11 protein-coding genes and 1 pseudogene are annotated in these 9,832 nt (G+C 71.5%); 9 read left to right on the forward strand and 3 right to left on the reverse strand.

What is annotated here, in order from left to right; genetic code table 11:
- Positions 1 to 246 precede the first annotated feature (246 nt).
- The 5 genes from CCR97_RS19830 (at position 247) to ubiA (ending at position 3,347) form a co-directional block, all read left to right on the forward strand.
- The gene (locus tag CCR97_RS19830; RefSeq protein ID WP_111356767.1) at positions 247 to 669 is read left to right on the forward strand and encodes a PaaI family thioesterase; all 423 of its coding nucleotides are present in this window, start codon (positions 247 to 249) and stop codon (positions 667 to 669) included.
- Between the two features lie 205 nt (positions 670 to 874).
- Positions 875 to 1,339: a 50S ribosomal protein L13 gene (rplM, locus tag CCR97_RS19835; RefSeq protein ID WP_111356766.1), complete on the forward strand. Its 465-nt coding sequence runs from the start codon at positions 875 to 877 to the stop codon at positions 1,337 to 1,339.
- A gap of 2 nt (positions 1,340 to 1,341) precedes the next feature.
- Positions 1,342 to 1,821 (forward strand): 30S ribosomal protein S9, encoded by a 480-nt coding sequence (gene rpsI, locus CCR97_RS19840; protein ID WP_111356765.1) that lies wholly within the window; start codon positions 1,342 to 1,344, stop codon positions 1,819 to 1,821.
- A 54-nt stretch (positions 1,822 to 1,875) separates the two neighbouring features.
- Positions 1,876 to 2,427 (forward strand): hypothetical protein, encoded by a 552-nt coding sequence (locus CCR97_RS19845; RefSeq protein ID WP_201159775.1) that lies wholly within the window; start codon positions 1,876 to 1,878, stop codon positions 2,425 to 2,427.
- A complete protein-coding gene (ubiA, locus tag CCR97_RS19850) occupies positions 2,424 to 3,347 on the forward strand; it encodes a 4-hydroxybenzoate octaprenyltransferase (protein WP_111360655.1) in 924 nt (307 codons plus the stop codon). The genes CCR97_RS19845 and ubiA overlap by 4 nt, the downstream gene beginning before the upstream one ends.
- Before the next feature lie 201 nt (positions 3,348 to 3,548).
- Here ubiA and CCR97_RS19855 read toward each other — a convergent pair whose 3' ends face one another.
- Positions 3,549 to 4,124, reverse strand: a complete 576-nt coding sequence (locus tag CCR97_RS19855; RefSeq protein WP_111360280.1) for a DUF6101 family protein — start codon at positions 4,122 to 4,124, stop codon at positions 3,549 to 3,551.
- Positions 4,125 to 4,463: 339 nt separating this feature from the next.
- Between CCR97_RS19855 and CCR97_RS19860 the strand changes: the two genes are divergently transcribed.
- The 4 genes from CCR97_RS19860 to lpxK all read left to right on the forward strand — a co-directional run bounded on the left by CCR97_RS19860 (position 4,464) and on the right by lpxK (position 9,027).
- Complete coding sequence (locus CCR97_RS19860; RefSeq protein WP_111360278.1) at positions 4,464 to 5,816, forward strand: TldD/PmbA family protein; 1,353 nt, start codon at positions 4,464 to 4,466, stop codon at positions 5,814 to 5,816.
- The gene (locus CCR97_RS19865; protein ID WP_338049118.1) at positions 5,809 to 6,636 is read left to right on the forward strand and encodes a 3'(2'),5'-bisphosphate nucleotidase CysQ; all 828 of its coding nucleotides are present in this window, start codon (positions 5,809 to 5,811) and stop codon (positions 6,634 to 6,636) included. Before CCR97_RS19860 ends, CCR97_RS19865 begins: the two co-directional genes overlap by 8 nt.
- Before the next feature lie 73 nt (positions 6,637 to 6,709).
- The gene (locus CCR97_RS19870) at positions 6,710 to 8,014 is read left to right on the forward strand and encodes a 3-deoxy-D-manno-octulosonic acid transferase (protein ID WP_111360224.1); all 1,305 of its coding nucleotides are present in this window, start codon (positions 6,710 to 6,712) and stop codon (positions 8,012 to 8,014) included.
- The gene (gene lpxK, locus CCR97_RS19875) at positions 8,011 to 9,027 is read left to right on the forward strand and encodes a tetraacyldisaccharide 4'-kinase (RefSeq protein WP_245429239.1); all 1,017 of its coding nucleotides are present in this window, start codon (positions 8,011 to 8,013) and stop codon (positions 9,025 to 9,027) included. The genes CCR97_RS19870 and lpxK overlap by 4 nt, the downstream gene beginning before the upstream one ends.
- Positions 9,028 to 9,220: 193 nt before the next feature.
- Here the strand turns inward: lpxK and CCR97_RS19880 are convergent, their stop codons facing one another.
- Together CCR97_RS19880 and CCR97_RS19885 are read right to left on the reverse strand one after the other, a co-directional pair.
- Positions 9,221 to 9,475 carry a DUF2093 domain-containing protein gene (locus tag CCR97_RS19880; protein WP_111360717.1) on the reverse strand — a complete coding sequence of 85 codons (255 nt, stop codon included), beginning with the start codon at positions 9,473 to 9,475 and terminating at the stop codon, positions 9,221 to 9,223.
- 87 nt (positions 9,476 to 9,562) lie between these two features.
- A pseudogene (locus CCR97_RS19885) lies at positions 9,563 to 9,832 on the reverse strand (exodeoxyribonuclease VII large subunit); the annotation flags it as partial.

Here is a 9,832-nt window from a genome sequence, read left to right on the forward strand (position 1 = left end):
TCATGACGTGTCTCCGTTGGGTTCCGCGGTGCGATACGCCCGGTTCCGCGGCGCCGGAAGGTCCGGCCGAGGATTTGCAAAAGCTTGCTCCGCCGGCCCGGCCGCGGCGATGATCCTGGTCGTCGTCGACGCGGTCGCGTCGCGGCTGTTCCCTGACCCCGATAGCCCCCCGGACGCCCCGTGCACGATTCAGCGCCGCAACCGCCCGACCCGCGAGCCCGTTCCGCCACCGAGCATCCCGCCGTGATGACGGTCGCCGAGCTCGAGGCGTTCCTGGCGCACGAGTACCCGCAGATGTTCGACGCCGGAACCGGTGTCCGCATCGAGGCGGCATGGTATCACGGCGCCCGCGTCCGCCAGGCCTTCAGGCCCGAGATGCTGCGGCCGGGCGGGACGATCTCGGGCCCGACCATGATGGCGCTCGCCGACGTCGCCCTCTATGTCGCGGTGCTGGCCTCGATCGGGCCGGTGCCGCTGGCCGTGACGACCAGCTTCAACATCAACTTCCTGCGCCGGCCGGCCCAGCGCGACCTCGTCGCCCAGGCGTCGCTGATGAAGCTCGGCAAGCGGCTGGCGGTCGGCGAGGTGGCGATCCTGTCGGAGGGGCACCCCGATCCGGTGGCGCATGTGACCGCGACCTACTCCATCCCGGCAAGGCATTCTCCCTAGGTATCAAAATACCATATTTTTAAGACATTGTTTTCGTTGGTATATTTTACGCGTTTCGGGATTGACGTGGGCGACCCCGGACGGTAGACACGCCGCCACGGTGGAGGCCTTCCGGCGCCCGCCGGCAACGCGCCCCGCGGTGGGCTCACTCCGGCTCGTCCGGGCGCGTCCGACCAAGAACTCCACACCATCGGATCAGGACGCCATGAAGAGCTATTCGGCCAAGCCTGCCGAGGTCGACAAGAAGTGGGTGATGATCGACGCCTCCGGCCTCGTCGTGGGCCGGCTCGCGGCGATCGTGGCGATGCGGCTGCGCGGCAAGCACAAGCCGACCTTCACGCCCCATGTCGACTGCGGCGACAACGTCATCATCGTCAACGCCGACAAGGTCGTGTTCACGGGCCGCAAGGTGCAGCAGAAGGTGTACTATCACCACACCGGCTTCATCGGCGGCATCAAGGAGCGTTCGGCCAAGTCGATCCTCGAGGGCCGGTTCCCCGAGCGCATCGTCGAGAAGGCCGTGCAGCGCATGCTGCCGCGCGGGCCGCTCGGCCGCCGTCAGCTCGGCAACCTGCGCGTCTACAGCGGCCCCTCCCATCCGCACGAGGCCCAGACGCCGGAGACGCTCGACGTCGCGGCGCTGAACCGCAAGAACGCCAGGAGCGCGTGATCATGGCCGAGACCATTCAATCTCTCGAAGATCTCTCGGCCCTGAAGACGGCCGGCGTCGTCGAGGCCCCGAAGTACGAGCAGAAGCTCGACAAGCAGGGCCGCGCCTACGCGACCGGCAAGCGCAAGGACGCGGTCGCCCGCGTCTGGGTGAAGCCGGGCACCGGCAAGATCGTCATCAACGGCCGCGACGTCGAGGTCTACTTCGCCCGTCCGGTGCTGCGCATGATGATCCAGCAGCCGCTCGTCTCGTCGAACCGCAACGGCCAGTACGACATCACCTGCACGGTGTCGGGCGGCGGTCTCTCCGGTCAGGCGGGTGCGGTGCGCCACGGCATCTCCAAGGCGCTGACCCACTACGAGCCGGATCTGCGCGGCGTGCTCAAGCGCGGCGGCTTCCTGACCCGCGACTCGCGCGTCGTCGAGCGCAAGAAGTACGGCCGCGCCAAGGCTCGCCGGTCGTTCCAGTTCTCGAAGCGCTGATTTTTTCCGCAAGTCCTGCGGAATGCGAAAGGGGGGCCCTGCGGCCCCCCTTTTTTGTTTGCTTGGATACGGCTCGTCGCGCCGGCGATCGAGGGTCACGCCGCGGTCGCGACCATCGTCCCGGTCGCGGCGACGCTCGCGTCCGAGCCTGCGGCGCCGGCCGGCGGCGGGCCGGGCGGCGGCGGGGCCGGCGGCCAGCCGCCCTGCATGGCCGAGTTCACCAAGCTCCAGGCCGAGACCGACAAGCGCGGCAAGGCCGCCAAGGCCGGCGTCGACAAGAAGCTGCCGCGCGAGGAGCTGTGCAAGCTGTTCTCCAGCTTCGCGAGCGCGATCGGCAGCTGGGCCAAGTTCGCCGCCGACAAGGCGCCGACCTGCGGCATCCCGCCGAACATCGTCCAGCAGCTCAAGACCGGCAGCGTCAACATCGGCAAGACCGCCAAGCAGGCCTGCGCGGCCGGCCCGATGGGCGGACCCGGCCCGGCCGCCGGCCCGCCGAGCCTGAGCGAGGCGCTCGGCACCGCCCGCGCCCCGACCGGCGCCGCCGGCAGCGGCGGCAAGCCGACCGGCACGTTCAACACCCTCACCGGAAGCTCGATCGCGCGATGAGCACGTTGCAGGGACGGATCGCGGATTCGGTCGGCAACTGGGTCGACCGGAACGCCCCGTCCGCCGTCAAGCCGTATCTCCGCCTCTCCCGTTTCGACCGCCCGATCGGCGCCTGGCTCCTGCTGATCCCGTGCTGGTGGTCGGCGGCGCTCGCCGCCATGGCGGCCGGCTGGTCGCTGCCGAACGTGTGGCACCTGATCCTGTTCTTCGTCGGCGCCTTCGTGATGCGCGGCGCCGGCTGCACCTGGAACGACATCGCCGACCACGACATCGACAAGCGCGTCGAGCGCACCCGGCTGCGGCCGATCGCGTCGGGCGCCGTGACGCTGTCGCAGGCGCTCGCCTATGCGATCCTGCAGTCGCTGGTCGGCTTCCTGGTGCTGGTCCAGTTCAACGGCTTCGCCATCGCGACCGGCATCGCGTCGCTCGGCATCGTGGCGCTCTACCCGTTTATGAAGCGCGTCACCTACTGGCCCCAGATCGTCCTCGGCCTCGCCTTTTCGTGGGGCGCCCTGATGGGCTGGGCGGCCGCCTTCGGGCAGCTCGATCTTGCCCCGATCCTGCTCTATCTCGGCGCCATCGCCTGGGTGATCGGCTACGACACCATCTACGCCCACCAGGACCGCGCCGACGACCTGTTCGCCGGGATCAAGTCGACGGCGCTGCTGTTCGGCGCCGACACGAAGCGGATGCTGATGCTGTTCTACGGCACCGCCGTGGTGCTGATCGGCCTCGCCGGATACGCCGCGGGTGGCGGCTACTGGTTCGTCGTCGGGCTCGGCGCCTTCGCGATCCATCTCGGCTGGCAGATCACGACGCTCGACATCGACGACACCGAGCGCTGCCTGATGCAGTTCCGCTCCAACCGCGACGCCGGCCTCCTGTTGTTCGCCGGCATGGTGCTCGACGCCCTGCTGTGAGCGCGGCGCGAAGCGACTCTGCCCTCTCCCCGTGTACGGGGAGAGGGTGGCTCGCCGCGCAGCGGCGAGTCGGATGAGGGGGCGCTTCCGTAAAGCTCAGACTCGCGGCGACGCCCCGTCACCCGACGTTCGCGCTGATCGCGCGAACGTCGACCTCTCTCCGCACAGCGGGGAGAGGTTAAATGGCGGCATCGGAAAAAATCAGCTCCGCGCGATGAGCTCTTTCTCGTCCTTGTGGATGCGCGGGGCGACCGGCAGGCGGCCGGGCTTTCGGCGCATCAGGATCGAGGCGCGGCGGCGCTTGAGCGGCGAAGCGCGGCGGCGGCGCGGCTGGGCCTTCGCGAGGCGCACGCTGCCCATGCGGGCGAACGGCTCGCGCAGCGTGCCGTCGGTCTCGGCGACCAGCAGCGGCAGGCCGAGCCGGTTGGCCCAGAGCTGCCATTCGGCGACGGCGTCGGTGCCGTCGTCGGCGACGAACAGCGGCACCGTGAGGGCCGGATCCTTGTGCTCGAGCACCACCGCGACCGAGCCGTCGCTGGTCTCGTCCGGCGGCGCGACGCGCAGCGCGACGCCGAGGAAGCTCGCCACCGGCACGGACACCTTCATCGGAATTCCGGCGACCGCACGCCGCAGCACCAGCGTGTCGTGGTCGAGCTCGACGATCCGCTCCTTGGAGTCGGACGCCTGATCCGCGGTCCGGAACCGGACCGGAAGAGCGAAGGGGTCGAGCCGGACATGCCGGCTCGACCCGGAGGGAGCAACCCCACCGGCACTCATTCGACGCCTCGCTTTTTACAGCATCCCTGTTCGGACTCTGTCGGCCCGATCTTTCCTGAGAGACTAGCGCCGATGGTTTGGTCTTGTCTTAAAACCCTCGGTTAATCAGGCGTTTCCGCAATGCTTCGAACCACATGATCAACGGAGCGTTGCCCCGTAGCGTTGCTTTTTCGGAAACGTCTAAAGGCCTTTCGCGGACGCCCGCCCGAGCGGCCCGCGGGCCCGGCTCCTGGCCGCGACGAATTTCGGCTTGATCGCGACCGCGGCGCGCCCCATGTCGTGGAGCGAGAAACTGCCGCGCCGCCGTTCCCTCCCCGCACCGAAAGCGCAAGAAGCCGCATGTCCTCCCTGTTCGATCAGTCCGCGCTCGTCACGCTCGCCGAGCGTCTCGTCGCCGCGGCCCGCCGCGCCGGCGCCGATGCGGCCGACGCGATCGCCACCCGCGGCGTCTCGCTCTCGGTCGACGTGCGCGACGGCAGCGTCGAGGAATCGACCCGCTCGGAAAGCGACGACCTCGGCCTGCGCGTGCTGGTCGGGCGCCGCCAGGCCGTGGTGTCGACCAACGATCTCGCCGGCGACGGCTTCGACGCACTCGCCGAGCGCGCCGTCGCGATGGCGCGCGTCGCGCCCGAGGATCCTTATGCCGGCCTCGCCGATCCGGCGCTGCTCGCGCGCGACGTGCCGGATCTCGATCTGATCGATCCCGACATGCCGGACGTCGCCGTGCTGGAGGCGCGCGCCAAGGCGGCCGAAGGTGCCGGCCTCGCCATCGCCGGCGTGTCGAAGTCGGGCGGCGCCTCGGCCTCGACCGGCATCGGCGGCATGGTGCTGGTCACCTCGACGGGCTTCACCGGCATCTATGCCGGCTCGCGCCATTCGGTGTCGATGACGGCGATCGCCGGCGAGGGCACCAAGATGGAGCGCGACTACGACTGGTCCTCCACGGTGCATGCGAGCGATCTCGACGATCCCGAGAAGATCGGCCGCACCGCCGGCGAGCGCGCCGTGAAGCGCCTCGATCCGCGCAAGGTGTCGACCCGCAAGGTGCCGGTCGTGTTCGCGCCGCGCGTCGCCGGCTCGCTGGTCTCGCATCTGGTCTCGGCCGTGAACGGATCGTCGATCGCGCGGAAGACGAGCCTGTTGCGCGACAAGCTCGGCCAGCGCGTGTTCGCGCCCGGCATCCGGATCGTCGACGATCCGCTGCGCAAGCGCGGCCTGCGCTCACATCCCTTCGACGCCGAGGGCGTCGCCGCGCGGCCGCTCGCGCTCGTCGACGACGGCGTGATCACGACCTGGATCCTCGACTGCGCGACGGCGCGCGAGCTCGGCATGACGACGACCGGCCACGCCCAGCGCGGCGTCTCCTCGACGCCGAGCCCGAGCGCCTCCAACGTCCATCTCGAGCCGGGCGGCGAAACGCCGGAGGCGCTGATCGCCGACATCGCCGACGGGTTCTACATCACCGACCTGATCGGCATGGGCGTCAACATGGTGACGGGCGACTACAGCCGCGGCGCCTCCGGCTTCTGGATCGAGAACGGCATCGTGATCTATCCGGTCAGCGAGGTGACGATCGCCGGCAATCTCATCGACATGTTCGGCACGCTGCGGCCGGCGAACGATCTCGCCTTCCGCTACGGCGTCAACGCGCCCACCATCCGGGTCGAGGGCCTCACCGTTGCGGGTGTCTGACACGGCGGACCACGCCACGCTCGTCACGCCGCTCGAGACGATCGTGCGCGAGGCGGGCGCCCTGGCGCTCGCCGCGATCCGCGACCCGATCAAGAGCTGGTACAAGGGCAAGGGCGAGGACCAGCCGGTCTCCGAGGTCGACCTCGCGGTCGACCGCCTGCTGAAGGCGCGGCTCGGCTCGCTGCTGCCGGACGCCGGCTGGCTGTCGGAGGAGACCGAGGACGACCCCGCGCGGCTCGGCTGCGACCGGCTGTGGGTGGTCGATCCGATCGACGGCACCCGCGGCTTCATCGCCGGCAAGCCGGATTGGACCATCTCGGTCGCGCTGGTCGAGCACGACCGGCCCGTGCTCGCCGCACTGCTCGCGCCCGTCACCGACGAGATGTTCCTGGCCGTCGCCGGCCGCGGCGCCACCCGCAACGGCGCGCCGATCCGGGTGGCGCCCGCCACGCACGAGGCGGCCGAGGCGCTGTTCGCGGGCGCCGTCGTCGCCGGGCCGCCGCGCCTCGTCGAGCGCTTCGCCGCCGAGGCGTCCGGCGTCGTGCCGGTGCCCAAGGTGCACTCGCTCGCGCTGCGAATCGCCCGCGTCGCGCACGGGCGAATCCACGTCGCCTTCGCGTCCAAGGACAGCCACGACTGGGATCTTGCGGCTGCCGATCTTTTGGTGCACGAAGCCGCGGGGACGCTCACCACGGTCGCCGGAGAGACCATCCGGTACAACCGTCCGGTGCCACGACACGAGGCGCTCGTCGCCGCCGATCCGATGCGGAATCGGGCGGCGCGCGAGATCGTCACGCGCCTCGCGCGCACGTCCCGCTGAGCCGCCGCGACCCCGGGGCGCGTGATACCGGGGCGTGCGGCATCGGCGATACACCGACGAGGAGACGGCGGTCTTGGTCGAACGATTGCCGTTCACCTTCACGGCGTACCGGCTGGCCACCCGCGCCGCCACACCCTTCGCGAGATACCTGCTCGGCCGTCGCCTGAAGCGCGGCAAGGAGCATCCGCAGCGGCTGCCCGAGCGCCGCGGCGAAGCCGGCCAGGCGCGGCCGCGCGGCCCCCTGGTGTGGGTGCACGGGGCGAGCGTCGGCGAGCTGATCGCGGCGCTGCCGCTGATCGAGCGCCTCGCCGGGCAGGGCATCGCCGTGCTGGTGACGTCGGGCACCGTGACGTCGGCCGAGGTGGCGGCCCGCCGGCTGCCGCGCGGCGCCATCCATCAGTTCGTGCCGCTCGATGCGCCTGCCTATGTGGCGCGCTTCCTCGATCACTGGCAGCCCGATCTCGGCCTGTTCGTCGAGTCCGACCTGTGGCCGAACCTGATCGTCGGCTGCGGCGACCGGAACATCCCGCTGATTCTGATCAACGGCCGCCTGTCGGAGCGCTCCTTCGCCAAGTGGCAGCGCGCGCCGGCGACCATCGAGGCGCTGCTGTCGCGCTTCGACCTGTGCCTGGTGCGCTCGGCCGAGGACGCGCAGCGCTTCGGCGCGCTCGGGGCGCCGCGCCTCGGCGTCACCGGCAACCTCAAGCTCGACGGCCCCGCCCTGCCGGTCGATCCGGCGCGCCTCGCCGAGCTGGAGCGGGCCCTCGCCGGCCGGCCGCTGGTCGTCGCCGCCTCGACCCATGCGGGCGAGGAGGTGGCGCTGATCGAGGCGCACCGCCGGCTGCGGCTGGAGTTCCCGCGCCTCCTCACCGTGATCGCGCCGCGCCATCCGGAGCGCGGGGCCGAGATCGCCGCGCTCGCCCGCGCCGGCGGCCTGGAGGCGGCCCGCCGCTCGCAGTCTGTGCTGCCCAACGCGGCGACCGAGATCTACGTCGCCGACACGCTCGGCGAGCTCGGCCTGCTCTACCGGCTCGGCCGCGTCGTGTTCATGGGCGGCTCGCTGATCCCGCACGGCGGCCAGAACCCGATCGAGCCGATCAAGCTCGGCGCCGGCGTGCTGCACGGCCCGCACGTGAAGAATTTCTTGGATCTCTACCAGGCGCTCGACAGCGCCGAGGGCGCGATCGCGGTCGCCGACGGCGCCGATCTGGCCCGCCGGCTCGCCGGCCTGCTGGGAAATCCCGGGGCACAGGCCCGGCTCGCCGCCGCCGGCGAGCACACCGTCAACACGCTCGCCGGAGCGGTCGAGCGCACCATGGCGGCGCTGGAGCCCTATCTGGCGCAGATCCGCCTGCGGAGCCGGCCCGAGGAGGCGTGAGCCGAACGATGCGTGAGCCGGACTTCTGGTGGCGCGCTCCTGGCCTCGCCGCGATGCTGGCGTCGCCGCTCGGCACGGTCTACGGCCGGATCGCCGCGGCGCGGCTGCGCCGGCCCGGCCGCACCCTGCCCGTGCCGGTCGTTTGCGTCGGCAATCTCACGCTGGGCGGCGCCGGCAAGACGCCGACCGCCATCGCGATCGCCCGCCTCCTGCAGGGCGCTGGGCTCAAGCCCATCTTCCTCACCCGCGGCTACAAGGGCCGGCTCAAAGGCCCGCTGACCGTGACGCCGGGCGCCGCGGCGGCCGATGTCGGCGACGAGCCGCTGCTGCTCGCCCGCACGGCACCGACGATCCTGGCCCGCGACCGCGTCGCCGGCGCACAGGCGGCGCTCGCCGCCGGCGCCCGGGTCATCGTGATGGACGACGGGCTGCAGAACCCGTCGCTCGCGAAGTCGCTGGCGCTCGTCGTGCTCGACGGACGGCGCGGCATCGGCAACGGCTGCGTGTTTCCGGCCGGGCCGTTGCGGCTCGGCCTCGAGGCGCAGCTCGACGTCGCCCATGCGCTCCTGGTGATCGGGCCGCCGAGCGACCTCGCGCTGTCCGTGCTCGACGCGACGCGCCGGCGCGGCCTGCCGGTCTTTTCGGGGCGCGTGCTGCCCGACCCCGCCGCCGTCGCGGCGCTGCGGGGGAAACGCCTCCTCGCCTATGCGGGGATTGCAGATCCAGGAAAATTCTTCGCGACGCTGGCGAATGCCGGGCTCGCGCCGGTGCGCACCGCGCATTTCGCCGACCACCACGCCTTCACCGAGACGGAGGCGGCCAGGCTGATCGCCGACGCGGCAGCCGACGGGCTGACGCTGGTGACGACCGAGAAGGATTTCTTGCGGCTGCAGGGCGACCCGGCGCTCGCGGCGCTGGCGGCGGCGAGCGCCACCCTGCCGGTCGGCCTCGTGATCGACGACACGGCCGGCCTGCGCGCCGTCCTGGCGGCGCGGACGGGCCTGCGACTCTGATCGCGGATCCGGTCGCGTCTTCGCGCGCGACGAAATTAATCGCGGCCTCTCGGCGGTCGTCGTCCGCGCAGGCGGACGACCCAGTATCCACCGGCGCCAAAGGCTGATCCGACCGCTGCGGCGTACTGGGTGCTCCGCCTTCGCGGAGCACGACAGGGGAGAGGTTTCGGCCCTGCAGGCAACGCCGCGAGGATCAGGGCTGCGGCTTGGCGCGGTCCGGATAGAGCCGCTGGGCGACCGCCTCGGGGCCCGCATAGGCCTCCTGGTGCTCGACGCTCCAGTATTTCAGCTCCTCGAGCGGAATCGGCACGCCGGTGACGGCACAGCGGACGAAGGCGCCGGCCCGCAGCACGCGGAAATCGGCGTCGAGATAGCGGACCTCCGCCTCGCCCGTCTGCGGCGAGCGGAAGTCGAACCGGTTGAGCACGTAAGACCTCCCGAACGGCATGGGGCCGGGCGTCCCGGCGACGCATGCGACCAATGTAGTCGCTCCCGCGCCGCGACGGAACCCCGGGTTCCACCGACCCGGCCCGGCTCAGAACAGCGAGCCCTGCCCCTCGGCCGGCGTTTTTCGGCGCGCCGGCTTGTTGGCGGGCTTCGACCGTTCTCCGGCGAGGTCCGGGGTCGCGGCCGGCGGCACGGAGGCCGGCGCCGCCGCGCCGCCGTCGGCCCGGGCGGCGATGCGGCCGTCGAAAAATTCCAGCGACAGGCGCTGCCCCGGGATCACGGCGGCGGCGGAGCGCAGCGGCCGGTCGTCGGCGCCGCGCACCAGGGCGAAGCCGCGGGCCAGCACCCCGGTGTAGGA

This window comes from Rhodoplanes elegans (assembly GCF_016653355.1).
GTDB classification, from domain to species: Bacteria; Pseudomonadota; Alphaproteobacteria; order Rhizobiales; family Xanthobacteraceae; genus Rhodoplanes; species Rhodoplanes elegans.